This window comes from Streptomyces sp. URMC 123 (assembly GCF_051386515.1).
Taxonomy (GTDB): Bacteria; Actinomycetota; Actinomycetes; order Streptomycetales; family Streptomycetaceae; genus Streptomyces.
Genome location: NZ_JBPQTV010000036.1, coordinates 12,854 through 31,166 on the forward strand (window position 1 = coordinate 12,854; position 18,313 = coordinate 31,166).

The following is an 18,313-nucleotide window of genomic DNA, read 5'->3' on the forward strand; positions in this document are numbered from 1 at the left end:
CGGCGCGTCACAGCAACGAGGAGTACTCATGGCGGGTAGTAGCCACGGACACACCCCGGCCGCCTGGACCGGCGTCATCATCGCCTTCATCGGCTTCTGCATCTCCGGTGCGTTCACGGTGGCGGCCCAGCCGCTCGGTTTCGTCGCGGGTCTGGTCGTCGTCGCCCTCGGCGGCATCGTCGGTCTGGCGATGCGCGCGGCGGGCCTCGGCCAGCCCAAGCGGCAGCCCGCCGGCACGCGGACGCAGGCCCAGGCGTAGGGCCAGGCGTAGGCCCAGGCGTAGCCCCGGTCCCTCCCGCGCGGCCTGCCGCCGCGCGGGACCGCGGCTCGTCACCACGGCGCGGCCCCGCCCGACTCGCCCCGGCCATCGGCCGTACGGGCGACGGCGGGGCTGCGCCGTGTCGCGTTCACGGGAAGACTCGGGGCGTGGGCAGGGCGACGGACGACCGCGGACGGCCCGGTGGCGCGCCACCGGCGGCCGGCCCCCTCGCCGGGCCCGCCACCCGCTCCGGAGCCGGCGCGCGCCCGCCCGGGCGGCGGCTCGCCCGGCTCATGGCGCCGCTCGGCGCCCTGGCCCCGGTCGCGGCCGCCTTCGCCTATGTCGCGGCCGTCGACCCCAACGAGCCCGGTCACTACCCCGTCTGCCCGCTGCTGAGGCTCACCGGCCTCTCCTGCCCCGGCTGCGGGGGCCTGCGCAGCGCGCACGCGCTCGCGCACGGGGACCTCGTGGCGGCGCTGGACGCGAACGCGCTGGCCGTGCTGCTCCTGGCGCTGGGGGCGGTCGCGTGGGCCGGGTGGTGCGTCCGGGTGGTTCGCGGGGCGCGACATACGGTCACGCGGCGGACGCGAACCGCGCTCTGGTGGGCCCTGGGGGCCCTGACCGTCCTGTTCACGGTGGTCCGCAACCTCCCCTTCGCCGAGGCACTCGCCGTCCGGGCCACGGCCGGTCTGTGATCGGCCGATGAGCGGCCGCACCCCGCCGCGCGCACCCCGCGTCGTCAACCGGATGCGAGAGCTTCGCCCCCGGCCGGATACCATCGCAGTGCCTGATGAATGCCGGCCCGGCCGTGCTTCGTCCGGTGGTGCCCACCGGGCACCCACTGCCGGCTCGACCCATCACAGTCCCGGAAGGGGGCCGCTCGCGTGAGTGTGCTCGACGAGATCATCGACGGAGTCCGCGCCGACCTCGCCGAGCGGCAGGCGCGCGTCAGCCTCGACGAGCTCAAGGAGCGGGCCGCCAAGGCGCCCCAGGCCAAGGACGGGGCCGCCGCGCTGCGCGGCGAGGGCGTCCAGGTGATCTGTGAGGTCAAGCGGTCCAGCCCGTCGAAGGGCGCGCTGGCCGCCATCGCCGACCCGGCGGGGCTCGCCGCCGACTACGAGGCGGGCGGCGCCGCCGTGATCAGCGTGCTGACCGAGGAGCGCCGGTTCGGCGGCTCGCTGGCCGACCTGGAGGCCGTGCGCGCCCGGGTGGACATCCCCGTGCTGCGCAAGGACTTCATCGTCACCTCGTACCAGCTGTGGGAGGCCCGCGCGTACGGCGCCGACCTCGCCCTGCTCATCGTCGCCGCGCTGGACCAGGAGGCCCTCGTCTCCCTCGTCGAGCGGGCCGAGTCGATCGGCCTGACGCCGCTCGTCGAGGTGCACGACGAGGAGGAGGTGCAGCGCGCCGTCGACGCGGGCGCCCGGATCATCGGCGTCAACGCCAGGAACCTCAAGACCCTGGAGGTCGACCGCGGCACCTTCGGGCGCGTCGCCCCCGAGATCCCGGCCGGCATCGTGAAGGTCGCCGAATCCGGCGTCCGCGGCCCGCACGACCTGATCGCCTACGCCAACGAGGGCGCGGACGCCGTACTGGTGGGCGAGTCGCTGGTCACCGGCCGCGATCCGCGGACCGCCGTCTCCGACCTCGTGGCCGCCGGCGCGCACCCCGCGCTGCGGCAGGGCCGGGGCTGAGGACGTCACCGTGTCCCTCGCCGCCCGTCTCGCCCCCGGCTGCCGGCCGCGCGGCTGCCGCGCGCCCGCACGCCGGGCGCGCGGGCGACGGGTGCGCTATGTGATCGGCGCCGAGCCGGGCCAGGTCAACGGCCGGCGATGGCGCGCGCCGCTCGTCCGGCGCTGAAGGCCCGAGAAAGCCGGCGCTGAGCGCCCGGCGGCTTCTCCGGCGTGCCCCGACGGGCCCCACGCCCTTCGCCGACCCGACGGAACCAGCCGTTCCGCCCGGGGCCGCGCGGCGTACGCCCCGCCGGGTGCCGACCGGGCGTACGACGCATCGGGCGCCGGCCGGGTGTACGGGCGCAGCGGCGTACGGGTGCACGGGCTGTGACGCGCCGGGTGCCGGCCGTCGACCGCCGTGTCACACCCCCGCGCCACGCAGCACCGTGACACCACGTCACCCTTCACGGTAAACGTTCTTGATCATGCCACCCCAGGGGCGGTCAGCCCCGACCAAGGAGATACGACGAATGTCGTCCGACTTCTTCATCCCGGACACCACCGGTGCCGTGCCCACCGCCGCCGGCTACTTCGGCTCGTTCGGCGGCGCCTTCATCCCCGAGGCCCTCGTGGCCGCGGTCGACGAGGTGGCCGCCGAGTACGACAAGGCCAAGTCCGACCCGGCGTTCGCCGCCGAGCTGGAGAGCCTGCTCGTCCACTACACCGGCCGGCCCAGCGCCCTCACCGAGGTCCCCCGGTTCGCCGAGAGCGCCGGCGGGGCCCGGATCTTCCTCAAGCGCGAGGACCTCAACCACACCGGCTCCCACAAGATCAACAACGTGCTGGGCCAGGCCCTGCTCACCAGGCGGATGGGCAAGACCCGGGTCATCGCCGAGACCGGCGCCGGGCAGCACGGGGTGGCCACCGCCACCGCCTGCGCCCTCTTCGGGCTCGACTGCACGATCTACATGGGCGAGATCGACACCCAGCGCCAGGCCCTCAACGTGGCCCGGATGCGGATGCTCGGCGCCGAGGTCGTCGCCGTGAAGTCCGGCAGCCGCACGCTCAAGGACGCGATCAACGAGGCGTTCCGCGACTGGGTCGCCAATGTCGACTCCACCCACTACCTCTTCGGCACGGTGGCCGGCCCGCACCCCTTCCCCGCCATGGTCCGCGACTTCCACCGCGTGATCGGCGTCGAGGCGCGCCGCCAGCTGCTGGAGCGCGCCGGGCGGCTCCCGGACGCCGCCATCGCCTGCGTCGGCGGCGGCAGCAACGCCATCGGGCTGTTCCACGCCTTCATCCCCGACGCCTCCGTGCGCCTCATCGGCTGCGAGCCGGCCGGCCACGGCATCGAGACCGGCGAGCACGCGGCCACCCTCACCGCCGGCGAGCCGGGCATCCTGCACGGCTCCCGCAGCTATGTCCTCCAGGACGACGAGGGGCAGATCACCGAGCCGTACTCGATCTCGGCCGGCCTGGACTACCCGGGCATCGGCCCCGAGCACGCGTACCTCAAGGACAGCGGGCGGGGCGAGTACCGGGCCGTCACCGACGACGCGGCGATGGAGGCCCTGCGGCTGCTCTCCCGCACCGAGGGCATCATCCCGGCGATCGAGAGCGCGCACGCGCTCGCGGGCGCCCTGGAGGTCGGCCGCGAGCTGGGCCCCGACGGGCTGATCGTCGTCAATCTGTCGGGACGCGGCGACAAGGACATGGACACGGCCGCGCGGTACTTCGGCCTGTACGACACCGACGCGGCGGTCGACGCCGACGAGACCGGCGGCATCGCGGAGATCGAGGGGGACGCCAAGTGAGCGGGACCGCAACGCACCAGGGGAACAGGGAGCTGCTGAGCGCCACGCTCGCCACGGCGAGGTCTCAGGACCGGGCCGCCCTCATCGCGTACCTCCCGGCCGGGTTCCCCACCGTCGACGGCGCGATCGCGGCGATCAAGGAGGTGCTGGCCGCCGGCGCCGACGTCGTCGAGGTCGGGCTGCCGCACAGCGACCCGGTCCTGGACGGCCCGGTCATCCAGACCGCGGACGACATCGCGCTGCGCGGCGGGGTGCGGATCGCCGACGTGATGCGCACGGTCCGCGAGGCGTACGAGGCCACCGGGGCGCCGATCCTCGTCATGACGTACTGGAACCCCATCGACCGGTACGGCGTCGAGCGCTTCACCGCCGAGCTCGCGGCGGCGGGCGGCGCCGGCTGCATCCTGCCGGACCTGCCGGTCCAGGAGTCCGCGCAGTGGCGGGACGCCGCCGAGCGGCACGGCCTGGCCACGGTCTTCGTGGTCGCGCCGAGCAGCCGGGACGAGCGGCTGGCCACGATCACCGCGGCGGGCAGCGGCTTCGTGTACGCGGCCTCGCTGATGGGGGTCACCGGCACCCGCGAGTCGGTGGGCGAGCAGGCCCAGGACCTGGTGCGGCGCACCCGGGCCACCACGGACCTGCCGGTCTGCGTCGGGCTCGGGGTCTCCAACCCCGAGCAGGCCGCGGAGGTCGCCTCCTTCGCCGACGGCGTGATCGTCGGCTCGGCGTTCGTCAAGCGGCTGCTGGAGGCCGACGACCCGGAGGCCGGCCTCGCGGCGGTCCGCTCGCTCGCCGCCGACCTGGCGAAGGGCGTCCGCCGGGCCTGAGCACCGCGCGCCCCGCGGCTGGGGCAACATCGCGCCCGGTCCTCGCTCGTTCGAGGGAATGGGGGACCGGGGAGGCACGCTGGTGCCTCCCCGGTTCGTTTTCTTCGGGTGTGAGCGAGAACAACCGTGAGGGAAAACGTGCCGCCCGTGAGCGGCTGCAGGAGATGCGCGAGCGGGAGCAGGCGCGGGAGAAGCGCAAGCGCGCCCTGACCGTCGGCGCGGTGGCGGTCGCCGTGCTCGGCGTCGCCGCCGCGGTGGGGGTGATCGTGGCCAACACCGACGGCGGCGAGGGCTCCACCAGCACGGACGGGCCGGTGGTGCCACCGGCCGGCGGGACCGGCACGGACGGCCTGATCATTCCCGTGGGCAAGGCGGACGCCCCCTCCACCCTCGCCGTCTTCGAGGACTTCCGCTGCCCGGCCTGCGCCCAGTTCGAGGGCGCCTACCGGGACACGGTCCACGAGCTCGAGAACAAGGGTCTGTTGAGGACCGAGTACCACCTCGCCACGATCATCGACGGCAACCTCGGCGGCAGCGGCTCCCTGAAGGCCGCCAACGCGGCGGCCTGCGCCCAGGACGCCGGGAAGTTCCCCGCGTACCACGACGAGCTGTTCAGGAACCAGCCGCCGGAGACGGACGACGCGTTCGCCAACACCCGGCGTCTGATCAACATCGCCGAGAAGGTCGACGGGCTGGTCACCGACACCTTCCGCGGCTGCGTGGAGAACGGCACCCACAACAGCTGGGTGAAGAAGTCCAACCAGGCCTTCCGCGACGCGGGCCACTCCGGCACCCCGACGGTGCTGCTCAACGGCAAGAACATCTACGCCGATCAGAACAACCCGCTGACCCCCGAGAAGCTCAAGCAGGAGGTCGAGAAGGCGGCCGCGGCCAAGCGCTGACCCCCGGTCCCGCGCGACGCCCCCGCGCGACGCCCCCGGCGGGGCCCGTCTGGGCCCCGGGCGGGGGCGCAGGGTAGGTTCGGTGGTGCCATGGACCTCGCATTCATTCCCAGCCCGTCGACCGGCGTTCTGTACCTCGGACCGGTTCCGCTGCGCGGCTACGCGTTCTGCATCATCATCGGCGTCATCGTCGCCGTCTGGCTCGGCAACCGCCGATGGGTCGCCCGGGGCGGCCTGCCGGGGACCGTCGCCGACATCGCCGTCTGGGCGGTGCCCTTCGGGCTGGTCGGCGGGCGCCTCTACCACGTGATCACGACCTATGAGCCGTACTTCGGCGAGAACGGGCACTGGGTCGACGCGTTCAAGATCTGGGAGGGCGGCCTCGGCATCTGGGGCGCGATCGCGCTCGGCGCGCTCGGGGCCTGGATCGGCGCCCGGCGACGGGGCATCCCGCTGCCCGCGTACGCCGACGCCGTGGCGCCCGGCATCGCCCTGGCCCAGGCGATCGGCCGCTGGGGCAACTGGTTCAACCAGGAGCTCTACGGCAGGGCGACCGATGTGCCGTGGGCCCTGGAGATCGACAAGCACGGCGTCGTCGGCACCTTCCACCCCACGTTCCTGTACGAGTCCCTGTGGTGCGTCGGTGTCGCGCTGCTGGTGCTCTGGGCGGACCGCCGGTTCACGCTCGGCCACGGGCGGGCCTTCGCGCTGTACGTCGCCGCGTACACCGTGGGCCGGGCCTGGATCGAGTACATGCGGATCGACGAGGCGCACCATGTGCTGGGCCTGCGGCTCAACGTCTGGACCTCGATCGTCGTCTTCCTGGCGGCCGTCGCCTACATGGTGATCTCCGCGAAGCGGGCGCCCGGCCGGGAGGCGGTCGTGGAGCCGGCGGCGGAGGCGGCCCGCGCGGAGGCGGCTCGCGCCGACGCGGTCGAGGACGCGCCGGTGAAGGACGGACCGAAGCCGGCCGGGGCGGGGGCGAAGCCGGCCGGTGCCGGGGCGAAGCCCTCGGGAGCCGATGCCAAGCTCGCCAAGCCGGCCGGGGGCGGTACGAAGGCCGCTGCCGGCGGTGCCAAGCCCGCCGGCGCGGCGGCCAAGCCGGCCGGGGCCCCCGAGGACTCCCCGCGCGCGCCCGAGAAGGGCGCCTCCCCCGAGAAGCGCTGAGCCACGGCGGCGCCCGGCGCCGCCACGCCGCACCCCGTGCCACGGCCCCCGGCCGTGCCACTCCCGAGGACCCCGCGCCGAGGCGGCGCGGGGTCCTCGCCGTACCCGGCACGCGTCGCCCCGTGAGCAGAAAACCGCAGGTCAGAGCGGTAAGTACGGCCTTGCTCGCTAGCGCTCCGCGGACCGCCGTGCCTACCGTCTGAAGCCATGGGGGAGCGGGCGGACCCCACGGAGGCGGGCGGCAGCCACCGCCCCGCCCCGCCGCCCCCGCGGAAAGGAGCGGCCGTCACATGTCCGTGCTCGACACCCGCGCCGCGCCGCACGAGGCGCACCGGGACAACCACACCCACCGCGACGTCAACGGCGGCTGGCTGCGCCCCGCCGTGTTCGGCGCGATGGACGGCCTGGTCTCCAACCTCGCGCTGATCACGGGAGTGGCCGGCGGCGACGTGTCCCACCGGACGATCGTGATCACCGGTCTGGCCGGGCTCGCCGCCGGCGCCTTCTCCATGGCCGCCGGCGAGTACACCTCGGTCGCCTCGCAGCGCGAGCTGGTCCTCGCCGAGCTGGAGGTCGAGCGCCGTGAGCTGCGCAAACACCCCAAGGACGAGCAGCGGGAGCTGGCCGAGGTCTATGTGGCGCGCGGGGTGGAGCCCCGCCTGGCCGCCGAGGTGGCCCGGCAGCTGTCGCGGGACCCCGACCAGGCGCTGGAGATCCACGCCCGGGAGGAGCTCGGCGTGGACCCCTCGGACCTGCCCTCGCCCACGGTCGCGGCCGTGTCGTCGTTCGGGTCCTTCGCGCTGGGCGCCCTGCTGCCCGTGCTGCCGTATCTGCTGGGCGCCGCCGCCCTGTGGCCCGCCGTGCTGCTCGCGCTGGCCGGGCTCTTCGGCTGCGGCGCGCTGGTGGCCCGGGTGACGGCCCGGACCTGGTGGTTCAGCGGGCTGCGGCAGCTCGCGCTCGGCGGCGCCGCCGCCGCGGTCACCTTCGCCCTGGGCGCCGCGTTCGGCACGGCCGTAGGCTGAGAACCCGCGTCCCCCGGGCCGGCGCGTCACAGCCCGACGCGTTACCGAGCGGTTTCAGGCCCGTGTCGACGGGGCATGAGCCGGAAGCGCTTCGGGCAATGTCGCCCGGCCGCGCCGGGGCAGGGACGCCGATCCGTCCCGTAAGCCCCATTCTCCGGGTGATCCACCGCTCCTGCCGGTGCTCCATCTGTCCACATGCTGAAACACCGGTATCCACTCCTCGGGAACCGGGTCATCATGTAACCTGCACGAAAATTTTTACGCAGAGGGCCAACGTCGTCCCTCGGCGGCACTCGATTGCCACGATGACGACGACGGGAGAGCCGATGCGTTCTGCGCACGCGAAGTCCGCGCACTCCGTGACCGGCACCAGCGCCGCCTGGTCACCCATGGACGGGCGCCCCGCCCCGCAGGGGATGTACGACCCGCGCGATGAGCACGACGCCTGCGGTGTCGGATTCGTGGCCACCCTCACCGGAGAGGCGAGCCATCGCCTCGTCGAACAGGCCCTCACCGTGCTGCGCAACCTCGAGCACCGCGGCGCCACCGGCTCCGAGCCCGACTCCGGCGACGGCGCCGGCATCCTGCTCCAGGTCCCGGACGCCTTTCTGCGCGAGACGGCCGGCTTCGACCTGCCCGAGGCCGGCTCCTACGCCGTCGGCATCGCCTTCCTGCCTCCGGAGGAGACCGGCGAGGACGGGTCCGTCCAGGAGACCGGGGCCCACGCCGCGGCCGTGGCGCGGATCGAGGCCCTCGCCGCCGAGGAGGGCCTCACCGTCCTCGGCTGGCGCGACGTCCCCGTCGCCCCCGAGCTGCTCGGCAACGGCGCCCGCGCCACCATGCCCGCCTTCCGCCAGCTGTTCGTCGCGGACGGCCGCAGCAGCGGGCTCGCGCTGGACCGCAAGGCGTTCGTGCTGCGCAAGCGCGCCGAGCGCGAGGCCGGTGTCTACTTCCCGTCGCTCTCCGCGCGCACCATCGTCTACAAGGGCATGCTCACCACCGGTCAGCTGGAGCCCTTCTTCCCGGACCTGTCCGACCGCCGGTTCGCCACCGCGATCGCCCTGGTGCACTCCCGGTTCTCCACCAACACCTTCCCGAGCTGGCCGCTGGCCCACCCGTACCGCTTCGTCGCCCACAACGGTGAGATCAACACCGTCAAGGGCAACCGCAACTGGATGCGGGCCCGCGAATCCCAGCTGGCCAGCGCCCTGTTGAACGACGGCGGCCACGGCGACCTGGCGCGGATCTTCCCGGTCTGCACCCCGGACGCCTCCGACTCGGCCTCCTTCGACGAGGTGCTGGAGCTGCTCCACCTCGGCGGCCGCTCGCTGCCCCACGCGGTGCTGATGATGGTCCCCGAGGCGTGGGAGAACCACACCTCCATGGACCCGGCCCGGCGCGCCTTCTACCAGTACCACTCCACGATGATGGAGCCCTGGGACGGCCCCGCCTGCATCACCTTCACCGACGGCACGCAGGTCGGCGCCGTGCTCGACCGCAACGGGCTGCGCCCCGGCCGCTACTGGGTCACCGACGACGGCCTGGTCGTGCTCTCCTCCGAGGTCGGCGTGCTGGACATCGACCCCGCGCGGGTGGTGCGCAAGGGGCGCCTCCAGCCCGGCCGGATGTTCCTCGTCGACACCGCGCAGCACCGCATCGTCGAGGACGACGAGATCAAGGCCGCCCTGGCCGCGGAGCACCCGTACCAGGAGTGGCTGGAGGCGGGGATCATCGAGCTGGGCGACCTGCCCGAGCGCGAGCACATCGTGCACACCCACGCCTCCGTCACCCGCCGCCAGCAGACCTTCGGCTACACCGAGGAGGAGCTGCGCGTCCTGCTCGCGCCGATGGCCACGACGGCCGCCGAGCCGATCGGCTCCATGGGCACCGACTCGCCGATCGCCGCCCTCTCCGAGCGCCCCCGGCTGCTGTTCGACTACTTCACCCAGCTGTTCGCGCAGGTCACCAACCCGCCGCTGGACGCCATCCGCGAGGAGCTCGTCACCTCGCTGCACTCCTCGCTGGGCCCGCAGGGCAATCTGCTGGAGCCCACCGCGGCCTCCTGCCGCAGCGTCACCCTGCCCTTCCCGGTGATCGACAACGACGAGCTGGCCAAGCTCATCCACATCAACGCCGACGGCGACCTGCCCGGCTTCCAGGCGGTCACCCTCTCCGGCCTCTACCGGGTCGCCGGCGGCGGCGAGGCCCTGGCCGCCCGGATCGCCGAGATCTGCGCCGAGGCCGACGCGGCCATCGCCGACGGCGCGCGCCTGATCGTGCTCTCCGACCGGCACTCCGACTCCGAGCGCGCCCCCATCCCGTCGCTGCTGCTCACCTCCGCCGTCCACCACCATCTGATCCGCACCAAGCAGCGCACCCAGGTGGGCCTGCTGGTGGAGGCCGGCGACGTCCGCGAGGTGCACCATGTGGCGCTGCTGATCGGCTACGGTGCCGCGGCCGTCAACCCGTACCTGGCCATGGAGTCCGTGGAGGACCTGGTCCGGGCCGGCAGCTTCATCCAGGGCGTCGAGCCCGAGGAGGCCATCCGCAACCTCATCAGGGCGCTGGGCAAGGGCGTGCTGAAGGTGATGTCCAAGATGGGCATCTCCACCGTGGCCTCCTACCGGGGCGCCCAGGTCTTCGAGGCCATCGGCCTCGACGAGGACTTCGTCGACACCTACTTCCACGGCACCCCCAGCAAGATAGGCGGCGCCGGTCTTGAGGTCGTGGCCAGGGAGGTCGCCGAGCGGCACGCCAAGGCGTACCCCGCCACCGGCATCGCCCCGGCGCACCGCGCGCTGGACATCGGCGGCGAGTACCAGTGGCGGCGCGAGGGCGAGCCGCACCTGTTCGACCCGGAGACGGTGTTCCGGCTCCAGCACTCCACCCGCACCGGCCGCTACGACGTCTTCAAGCAGTACACGCGCCGCGTCGACGAGCAGTCCGAGCGGCTGATGACCCTGCGCGGCCTCTTCGGCTTCCGCTCCGACCGGCCCTCGATCCCGATCGAGGAGGTCGAGCCGGTCGGCGAGATCGTCAAGCGCTTCTCCACCGGCGCCATGTCGTACGGCTCCATCTCCCAGGAGGCGCACGAGACCCTCGCCATCGCCATGAACCGGCTCGGCGGCAAGTCGAACACCGGTGAGGGCGGCGAGGACCCGGAGCGGCTGTACGACCCCGAGCGCCGCTCCGCCATCAAGCAGGTGGCCTCCGGTCGCTTCGGCGTGACCAGCGAATACCTGGTCAACGCCGATGACATCCAGATCAAGATGGCGCAGGGCGCCAAGCCCGGCGAGGGCGGCCAGCTCCCCGGCCACAAGGTCTACCCGTGGGTCGCCAGGACGCGTCACTCGACGCCCGGCGTCGGGCTGATCTCCCCGCCGCCGCACCACGACATCTACTCCATCGAGGACCTCGCCCAGCTGATCCACGACCTGAAGAACGCCAACCCGGCCGCCCGCATCCATGTGAAGCTGGTGTCCGAGGTCGGCGTCGGCACGGTCGCGGCCGGGGTCTCCAAGGCGCACGCCGATGTGGTGCTGATCTCCGGGCACGACGGCGGTACGGGCGCCTCCCCGCTCACCTCACTGAAGCACGCGGGCGGCCCCTGGGAGCTCGGCCTGGCCGAGACCCAGCAGACGCTGCTGCTCAACGGCCTGCGCGACCGGATCGTCGTCCAGACCGACGGCCAGCTCAAGACCGGCCGGGACGTGGTGATCGCCGCGCTGCTCGGCGCCGAGGAGTTCGGCTTCGCCACCGCGCCGCTCGTCGTCTCCGGCTGCGTCATGATGCGCGTCTGCCACCTGGACACCTGTCCGGTCGGCATCGCCACCCAGAACCCGGTGCTGCGCGAGCGGTTCGCCGGCAAGGCCGAATTCGTCGTCAACTTCTTCGAGTTCATCGCCGAGGAGGTCCGCGAGCTCCTCGCCGAGCTGGGCTTCCGCACCCTGCGGGAGGCCGTCGGCCACGCGGAGCTGCTCGACACCCGGCGGGCCGTGGACCACTGGAAGGCCCAGGGCCTGGACCTGGCGCCGCTGCTGCACGTGCCCGAGCTGCCGGACGGCGCCGTGCGCCACCAGGTGGTGGCGCAGGACCACGGGCTGGCCAAGGCGCTGGACAACGAGCTGATCGAGCTCGCCGCCGACGCGCTGAACGCGAGCTGCGCCGAGGAGGCCCAGCCGGTCCGCGCCCAGGTGGCGATCCGCAACATCAACCGGACCGTGGGCACCATGCTCGGCCACGAGGTGACCAAGCGGTTCGGCGGCGCCGGCCTGCCGGACGACACCATCGACATCACCTTCACCGGCTCGGCCGGCCAGTCCTTCGGCGCGTTCCTGCCGCGCGGGATCACCCTGCGGCTGGAGGGCGACGCCAACGACTACGTCGGCAAGGGCCTGTCCGGCGGCCGGATCGTCGTCCGCCCCGACCGGGCGGCCGACCACCTCGCCGAGTACTCCACCATCGCCGGCAACACCATCGGCTACGGCGCCACCGGCGGCGAGATCCTGCTGCGCGGCCGGGTGGGGGAGCGGGCCTGCGTCCGCAACTCCGGCGCCACCGTCGTCACCGAGGGCGTGGGCGACCACGGCTGCGAGTACATGACCGGCGGCCGGGCGGTCGTCCTGGGCGGGACGGGGCGCAACTTCGCGGCCGGCATGTCCGGCGGCGTCGCCTACGTCATCGACCTCGATCCCGACAACGTCAACCCCGCGTCGGTGCCCGCGGTCGTCCCCGTCCGGGACGAGGAGGACAAGCGGTGGCTGCACGACGTCGTGCGCCGCCACCACGAGGAGACCGGCTCCACCGTCGCCGGCGCCCTCCTCGCCGACTGGGACGCGGCCGTGACCCGCTTCAGCAAGGTCGCGCCGATCACGTACATGGCCGTGCTCGCCGCCAAGGACGCCGCCGAGCGAGCCGGGCTCTCCGAGTCCGAGACCCACGAGAAGATGATGGAGGCGGCGATCCATGGCTGATCCGAAGGGCTTTCTGACCACCGGGCGCGAGGTCGCCAGGACCCGCCCCGTCGCGGAGCGGGTCAAGGACTGGAACGAGGTGTACGTCCCCGGCTCGCTGCTGCCGATCATCAGCAAGCAGGCCGGCCGCTGCATGGACTGCGGCATCCCGTTCTGCCACAACGGCTGTCCGCTGGGGAACCTCATCCCCGAGTGGAACGACTACGCCTACCGCGACGACTGGACCGCGGCGAGCGAGCGGCTGCACGCCACCAACAACTTCCCCGAGTTCACCGGGCGGCTCTGCCCCGCCCCCTGCGAGTCGGCGTGCGTGCTCGGCATCAACCAGGCGCCCGTCACCATCAAGAACGTCGAAGTGTCGATCATCGACCGGGCGTGGGACTCGGGCGGCGTCGTGCCGCAGCCGCCGGAGCGGCTGTCCGGCAAGACCGTCGCGGTCATCGGCTCCGGGCCGGCCGGCCTGGCCGCCGCCCAGCAGCTCACCCGGGCCGGCCACACCGTGGCCGTCTACGAGCGCGCCGACCGCGTCGGCGGCCTGCTGCGCTACGGCATCCCCGAGTTCAAGATGGAGAAGCGGCACATCAACCGCCGCATCGAGCAGATGCGCGCGGAGGGCACCAAGTTCCGTACGGGTGTCGAGGCCGGCCGGGACATCACCGGCGGCGATCTGCGCCGCCGCTACGACGCCGTGGTGATCGCCGCCGGTGCCACCACCGCGCGCGACCTGCCGGTGCCCGGGCGCGAGCTGCGCGGCATCCACCAGGCGATGGAGTACCTGCCGCTCGCCAACAAGGTGCAGGAGGGCGACTTCGTCACCGCGCCGATCACGGCCGAGGGCAAGCACGTCGTGGTCATCGGCGGCGGCGACACCGGCGCGGACTGCGTGGGCACCGCCCACCGGCAGGGCGCGGCCTCCGTCACCCAGCTGGAGATCATGCCGCGGCCGGGCGACGAGCGGCCGGAGCACCAGCCCTGGCCGACGTTCCCCATGACCTACAAGGTCACCTCGGCCCACGAGGAGGGCGGCGAGCGGGTGTACGCCGTCTCCACCACCCACTTCGAAGGCGACGAGGAGGGGAACGTCCGGTTCCTGCACCTGGTCGAGGTGGAGTTCACCGAGGGCCGCTTCCAGCCCAAGCCGGGCACGGAGCGGCGGATTCCGGCGGAGCTCGTCACCCTCGCCATGGGCTTCACCGGCACCGACCGGGAGAACGGCCTGGTCGAGCAGCTGGGCCTGGAGCTCGACGCCCGGGGCAACATCGCGCGGGACGCGGACTTCGCCACGAACGTCCCCGGCGTCTTCGTCGCCGGGGACGCCGGCCGCGGCCAGTCCCTGATCGTCTGGGCCATCGCCGAGGGCCGCTCGGCCGCCCGGGGCGTGGACCGCTACCTCACGGGCAGCAGCGCGCTGCCGGCGCCGATCCGGCCGACGGACCGCGCGCTGACGGTCTGACGACCACCACGGCGCCCGTCCCCCTCCCGACCGGGGGACGGGCGCCGTGGCGCGTTCCTCGCGGGGCGTCGCGGAGCCAGGGCCGGCGCCCGGGCGCCGGCGCGCCACGCCGCGGGCGTCAGTGCACCGCGTAGACCCGCGCCGCGAACTCCGCGATCTGCTCGTCGCTGAGGTTCTTGGCGAGATTGGCCTCCGTGATCATCCCGCAGAGGCGGTGGCCCTTCTTGACGTCGATCACCGGCAGCCGCTTGATCTGGTGCCGCTCCATCAGCTCCAGGGCCTCGGTCGCCGCCGAGTCCGCGTCTATCCAGTGGAGTTGGCCGCCCAGGCTGCCCGCGGTGACGCTCGCGCAGTCCTTGCCGCGCGCCACGCACTCCACCACGATGTCACGGTCGGTGACGAGCCCCTTCAGCCTGTTGTCGTTGCCGCAGATCGGAAGGGCGCCGACATCGAGGTCGCGCATCATCTTCGCCGCGTCCAGCAGGGTCTGGTCCTCGCCGACGCACTGCGCCCCGGCGGTCATGATGTCCCGTGCCGTCAGCTGCTTCGTCCTAGCCATGGTCGCCTCGCCTTCGCAGTGGCTTCCTCCTCCATCGATCACAACACGAATGGCCCCACATCGCCGCTCGGCGGGGGCGCCGGCGGGGGCACCGCCCCGGGCCGCCGGCCCCGGGCGCCACGGGGCCGGCCCGAGTGGCCGGGCGCGGGCCGCGGCGTACCCTGAAACGGGGTGGATGGTCCCGGATTCAAGCACTTTTGCCCCGGAGGTCGTCATGGACATCCTGGTTCTCATCGGTCGCATTCTTTTCGCGGCGCTCTTCCTGGCCTCCGCGGCCAACCACCTCGCCCAGCGCAAGGCCATGGCCGGTTACGCGGCGGCCAAGGGGGTGCCCGCGGCCGGGGCGGCCATGGCGGCCGGCACGCTGGTGCTGCTCCTCGGCGGGCTGAGCGTGCTGCTGGGGATCTGGGCCGATCTGGGCGCCCTGCTGCTGGCCGTCTTCCTGGTGCCGACGACCGTGCTGATGCACGCCTTCTGGAAGGAGGACGACCCGGGGGCGCGGCAGCAGGAAATGATCCACTTCCAGAAGGACCTCGCCCTCGCCGGCGCGTCGCTGATGCTGTTCGCCCTGATCTCGTACGCGGGTCATGAGCTGGGGCTGACGCTCACCGGTCCGCTCTTCGCCATCCGCTGACCCCCTGGGGCCGCGGCGCGGTGGCCGGCGCCGTGAGCCGCGCGCGGAGGCCGCTTCACGCGCCGGGGGCCGCTTCAGGTGTCGCAGTCCAGCAGGGAGTGGCACAGCGCGCAGCGCGCCTGGAGGCGGCCGCGGACGGGGACGCGCAGGCGCTGGTGGCAGGTGGGACAGGGGAAGGTGACCCGCGGCGGGTCGCCGCCCTCGAAGGCGTAGCCGTCCTCCGGGGCGCGGGCCGGCGGGGGCCGCAGGCCCCGGCCGCGGGCCGCGCGGCGGTCCCTGGCGTAACGGTGCCGGTCCGACCAGCCGGCGGCGGCCAGCGGCGGCCGGCGCTCGTCCAGCTGTGCCTGCCGGAGGCCGGCCCGGTACGCCGGGTACGCCTGCGGGCTGGTGAACCAGGGGGAGGGGTCCTCGCCGAAGACGGCCGCCCGCTTGGCCAGCACGTAACCGAACTCCTCGGGCGTGAGATAGCCGAGCTTCTGCGACGAGAGCGCGTCCTCGCGGAAGGCGTCCAGCAGCAGCCAGCCCGCCCCCAGGTAGGTGGTCGCGGTGTCGGTGAGGATCTCGTTGGCGGGGGTGCCGGGGAAGGAGAGATCGAGGCGGTGCAGATAGACGTGCGTCACCTCGTGCGCGAGGGCCGCGCCGATGTCCCGGCGGTGGCGCGCGAAGCGGGAGTTCAGCTCGACGAAGTACTCCGGCCCGGCGGCCAGTTCCACGCGCGCGGCGTGCTCCATCTCCCGGAAGCTCACGACCATCCGGGCGTCCGGCAGCCGCAGATGCCGGACCAGGGCGCGGGCCACCCGCTGGGCGCCCAGGTGGAGGTCCTCGTCGTCGGAGAACGCGGCGTCCACCGGCGGCACGCTGACCGCGAAGGCGCGCACGGTGTCGTACGACAGCCGGCGGTAGAGCGCGGTGATGGCCTGCCGCACCGTGTCCAGATGCGGGAATCCGCGCACCACCGGGGTGTCCGTCGCCACGTCTCCCACTGTACGGGTGGGGGCCGGCCCGCGGGGGCCGGGCGCCTGCCGGGGCGCAAGGGGCGCGCGAGGCGACGGCGGGGTGGCGCAAAGCCGCTCCGATCCGAACGGCCTTCCGAAAATGAGGCGTTGACAGGCTTGTCACCGAAGTGACCGGCTCCACATAATCCAAAGGCGCCTCAGCGATCCGTGCCCGGCGAATCCGGACGCCGCGTCGCGAGCCGTCGATCCCCCCGCACCCCTGTCGGTGGCCGCGCTCCGTCTCTCGGTTTGGCATGAGCATGGCATATGGCGCCCAACCCCCCACGAAAGGAACGTCCCTTGCCGAACCTCCTCAAGCACCTGCGAAGAGCGGCCGCGGTCGGCACCGTGGCCCTCGCCGCCCTCAGCCTCCAGCCCCTCACCGCGCAGGCCGACGCGCCCGGCCCCGACCCGGCCCCGACCGTCGTCGGCGGCGTGCCCGCCGCCCAGGGCGAATTCCCGTTCATGGTCCGGCTCTCCATGGGCTGCGGCGGCTCGCTCTACTCCCCGACGCTGATCCTCACCGCCGCCCACTGCGTCAACGGCTCCGGTCCCAACACGGGCATCACCGCCACCGCCGGCGTGGTCGACGTGCAGAGCCCCAGCGCGATCAAGGTGCGCTCCACCCGGGTGCTGCGCGCCCCCGGCTACAACGGCACCGGCAAGGACTGGGCGCTCATCAAGCTCAGCCGCCCGATCGACCTCCCGACGCTGAAGATCGCCGACACGGCCGCGTACGACAACGGGGTCTTCACCGTCGCCGGCTGGGGGGCGACCCGCGAGGGCGGCGGCCAGCAGCGCTACCTGCTCAAGGCGGATGTCCCCTTCGTCCCGGACTCCACCTGCAAGTCCGCCTACCCCGGCCTGGTGGCCGCCGAGGAGATCTGCGCCGGATACCAGCGGGGCGGCGTCGACACCTGTCAGGGCGACTCCGGCGGCCCGATGTTCCGCAGGGACGCCGCGGGCGCGTGGATACAGGTCGGGATCGTCAGCTGGGGCAACGGCTGCGCCCGGCCCAACTACCCCGGTGTGTACGCCCAGGTGAGCCACTTCGCGGCCGACATCCGGTCCGCCGCGGCCAGCCTCGGCGGTTGAACGCTCAACGGAGCAGCGGTGCTTGCGGCGCCCACGGGTGCGCGGCAGGGGCGTGATCAGGCACCGCATTCGTCCTGACCGAGGTCACCAACGGTCCGGCGTCCGCGTATCCTCGTCGGACGCCGGATCGTACTCAGGACTGACGGCGGCCGTCCACGGATCAGCCAGCGGGCTGACGCCCGGCCGCCCGGGCCTTCGTACGGTGGAATCCGTCGTCGGACAGCGTGAAATCCGACCGCCGTGACGCAACCGGCGCGTCGGAACGCTCGTCCTCCAGCCCGAGACCGTAAGCCCGCGACCGGAAGGCCCACGCGTGTCCGCCAAGTCCCGCCTCATCGCGCTCACCACCATCGCTGCCGCAGCCGTGGCGATCTCCGCGACCACCGCCGTCGCCGCCGGTGGTGCGCCTGAGCAGCATGGCACCCGGCAGGTCCAGTCCCAGCCCCAGCGGACGTCGACGCCGGTGCCGACGTCGACGTCGGCGCAGCGGACCGAGCCCCTGCAGCGGACGGAGCCGGTTCAGCGGACCGAGCCGGTTCAGCGGACCGAGCCGCAGAAGGGGCAGGGTGTGGTGAGGAAGCCGGTCCAGCGCACGGAGCGGCAGCACGGGGCGGCGGCGACGCTCGCCGAGGCGCGGGACGCGCTGCGGCACCGGGGGGCGACGAACAACCTCGAGGAGCCGGCTATCGCCGGCGGCGCGGCGGTGCTCGTCGCGGGTGGCGGTGCGCTGATCATTCGTCGGCGGTCCCCCCGCGTCTGACCTCCGGTCCGGTTCGCGCGACGTCCACGTTGTGGGTGTCCGTGAGGTGACCGACGCCGTTTTTCCGGCCGAAGGCCGGGATCTTTTCCCGCCCCTCCGGGGCGAACCACCACCCCAGCCCCGGCCTTCGGCCGGGGCAAAGGTCCCGCCCCTTCGGGGCGAAGCCCCATTTCCCCG

General features: G+C 73.4%; 16 protein-coding genes. 14 read left to right on the forward strand and 2 right to left on the reverse strand.

Features of this window, described 5'->3' with window-relative positions; translation table 11 throughout:
- Window positions 1-28: 28 nt before the first annotated feature.
- The 11 genes from ACSNOD_RS07610 to ACSNOD_RS07660 all read left to right on the forward strand — a co-directional run bounded on the left by ACSNOD_RS07610 (window position 29) and on the right by ACSNOD_RS07660 (window position 14,093).
- On the forward strand, window positions 29-259 hold the full coding sequence (locus ACSNOD_RS07610; RefSeq protein WP_436765993.1) for an HGxxPAAW family protein: 231 nt from the start codon (window positions 29-31) through the stop codon (window positions 257-259).
- 167 nt (window positions 260-426) lie between these two features.
- Window positions 427-954 (forward strand): DUF2752 domain-containing protein, encoded by a 528-nt coding sequence (locus ACSNOD_RS07615; protein WP_436765994.1) that lies wholly within the window; start codon window positions 427-429, stop codon window positions 952-954.
- Between the two features lie 189 nt (window positions 955-1,143).
- Entirely contained in the window at window positions 1,144-1,953 is an 810-nt protein-coding gene (gene trpC / locus ACSNOD_RS07620) for an indole-3-glycerol phosphate synthase TrpC (protein ID WP_436765995.1), read from the forward strand.
- 10 nt (window positions 1,954-1,963) lie between these two features.
- Window positions 1,964-2,119 carry a tryptophan biosynthesis modulator TrpM gene (trpM, locus tag ACSNOD_RS07625; RefSeq protein ID WP_436765996.1) on the forward strand — a complete coding sequence of 52 codons (156 nt, stop codon included), beginning with the start codon at window positions 1,964-1,966 and terminating at the stop codon, window positions 2,117-2,119.
- Between the two features lie 343 nt (window positions 2,120-2,462).
- The gene (gene trpB / locus ACSNOD_RS07630) at window positions 2,463-3,749 is read left to right on the forward strand and encodes a tryptophan synthase subunit beta (protein ID WP_436765997.1); all 1,287 of its coding nucleotides are present in this window, start codon (window positions 2,463-2,465) and stop codon (window positions 3,747-3,749) included.
- On the forward strand, window positions 3,746-4,576 hold the full coding sequence (gene trpA, locus ACSNOD_RS07635; protein ID WP_436765998.1) for a tryptophan synthase subunit alpha: 831 nt from the start codon (window positions 3,746-3,748) through the stop codon (window positions 4,574-4,576). The genes trpB and trpA overlap by 4 nt, the downstream gene beginning before the upstream one ends.
- 110 nt (window positions 4,577-4,686) lie before the next feature.
- Complete coding sequence (locus ACSNOD_RS07640) at window positions 4,687-5,478, forward strand: DsbA family protein (protein WP_436765999.1); 792 nt, start codon at window positions 4,687-4,689, stop codon at window positions 5,476-5,478.
- Window positions 5,479-5,568: 90 nt separating this feature from the next.
- A complete protein-coding gene (lgt, locus tag ACSNOD_RS07645) occupies window positions 5,569-6,645 on the forward strand; it encodes a prolipoprotein diacylglyceryl transferase (RefSeq protein ID WP_436766000.1) in 1,077 nt (358 codons plus the stop codon).
- Window positions 6,646-6,935: 290 nt separating this feature from the next.
- Window positions 6,936-7,667, forward strand: coding sequence for a VIT1/CCC1 transporter family protein (locus tag ACSNOD_RS07650; protein ID WP_436766001.1), 732 nt, complete (start codon window positions 6,936-6,938; stop codon window positions 7,665-7,667).
- 326 nt (window positions 7,668-7,993) lie between these two features.
- The gene (gene gltB / locus ACSNOD_RS07655; RefSeq protein WP_436766002.1) at window positions 7,994-12,640 is read left to right on the forward strand and encodes a glutamate synthase large subunit; all 4,647 of its coding nucleotides are present in this window, start codon (window positions 7,994-7,996) and stop codon (window positions 12,638-12,640) included.
- On the forward strand, window positions 12,633-14,093 hold the full coding sequence (locus tag ACSNOD_RS07660) for a glutamate synthase subunit beta (RefSeq protein WP_436766003.1): 1,461 nt from the start codon (window positions 12,633-12,635) through the stop codon (window positions 14,091-14,093). The genes gltB and ACSNOD_RS07660 overlap by 8 nt, the downstream gene beginning before the upstream one ends.
- Window positions 14,094-14,211: 118 nt before the next feature.
- Here ACSNOD_RS07660 and ACSNOD_RS07665 read toward each other — a convergent pair whose 3' ends face one another.
- The gene (locus ACSNOD_RS07665; protein WP_436766004.1) at window positions 14,212-14,652 is read right to left on the reverse strand and encodes a CBS domain-containing protein; all 441 of its coding nucleotides are present in this window, start codon (window positions 14,650-14,652) and stop codon (window positions 14,212-14,214) included.
- A gap of 214 nt (window positions 14,653-14,866) precedes the next feature.
- Between ACSNOD_RS07665 and ACSNOD_RS07670 the strand changes: the two genes are divergently transcribed.
- Window positions 14,867-15,286, forward strand: coding sequence for a DoxX family membrane protein (locus ACSNOD_RS07670; protein ID WP_436766005.1), 420 nt, complete (start codon window positions 14,867-14,869; stop codon window positions 15,284-15,286).
- Between the two features lie 74 nt (window positions 15,287-15,360).
- Here ACSNOD_RS07670 and ACSNOD_RS07675 read toward each other — a convergent pair whose 3' ends face one another.
- Window positions 15,361-16,260 carry a hypothetical protein gene (locus tag ACSNOD_RS07675; RefSeq protein ID WP_436766006.1) on the reverse strand — a complete coding sequence of 300 codons (900 nt, stop codon included), beginning with the start codon at window positions 16,258-16,260 and terminating at the stop codon, window positions 15,361-15,363.
- Between the two features lie 288 nt (window positions 16,261-16,548).
- Here ACSNOD_RS07675 and ACSNOD_RS07680 point away from each other — a divergent pair, with 288 nt between their 5' ends.
- Window positions 16,549-17,376 (forward strand): S1 family peptidase, encoded by an 828-nt coding sequence (locus ACSNOD_RS07680; RefSeq protein ID WP_436766007.1) that lies wholly within the window; start codon window positions 16,549-16,551, stop codon window positions 17,374-17,376.
- 313 nt (window positions 17,377-17,689) lie between these two features.
- A complete protein-coding gene (locus ACSNOD_RS07685; RefSeq protein WP_436766008.1) occupies window positions 17,690-18,136 on the forward strand; it encodes a hypothetical protein in 447 nt (148 codons plus the stop codon).
- Window positions 18,137-18,313: the final 177 nt, after the last annotated feature.

Bases quoted from the DNA above. Each gene is read 5' to 3' on its own strand.
- ACSNOD_RS07660 (WP_436766003.1), top strand. From the start codon at position 12,633: ATGGCTGATCCGAAGGGCTTTCTGACCACCGGGCGCGAGGTCGCCAGG.
- ACSNOD_RS07665 (WP_436766004.1), bottom strand. From the start codon at position 14,652: ATGGCTAGGACGAAGCAGCTGACGGCACGGGACATCATGACCGCCGGG.
- lgt (WP_436766000.1), top strand. From the start codon at position 5,569: ATGGACCTCGCATTCATTCCCAGCCCGTCGACCGGCGTTCTGTACCTC.
- trpB (WP_436765997.1), top strand. From the start codon at position 2,463: ATGTCGTCCGACTTCTTCATCCCGGACACCACCGGTGCCGTGCCCACC.
- ACSNOD_RS07680 (WP_436766007.1), top strand. From the start codon at position 16,549: ATGGCGCCCAACCCCCCACGAAAGGAACGTCCCTTGCCGAACCTCCTC.
- ACSNOD_RS07610 (WP_436765993.1), top strand. From the start codon at position 29: ATGGCGGGTAGTAGCCACGGACACACCCCGGCCGCCTGGACCGGCGTC.
- ACSNOD_RS07670 (WP_436766005.1), top strand. From the start codon at position 14,867: ATGGACATCCTGGTTCTCATCGGTCGCATTCTTTTCGCGGCGCTCTTC.
- ACSNOD_RS07650 (WP_436766001.1), top strand. From the start codon at position 6,936: ATGTCCGTGCTCGACACCCGCGCCGCGCCGCACGAGGCGCACCGGGAC.
- gltB (WP_436766002.1), top strand. From the start codon at position 7,994: ATGCGTTCTGCGCACGCGAAGTCCGCGCACTCCGTGACCGGCACCAGC.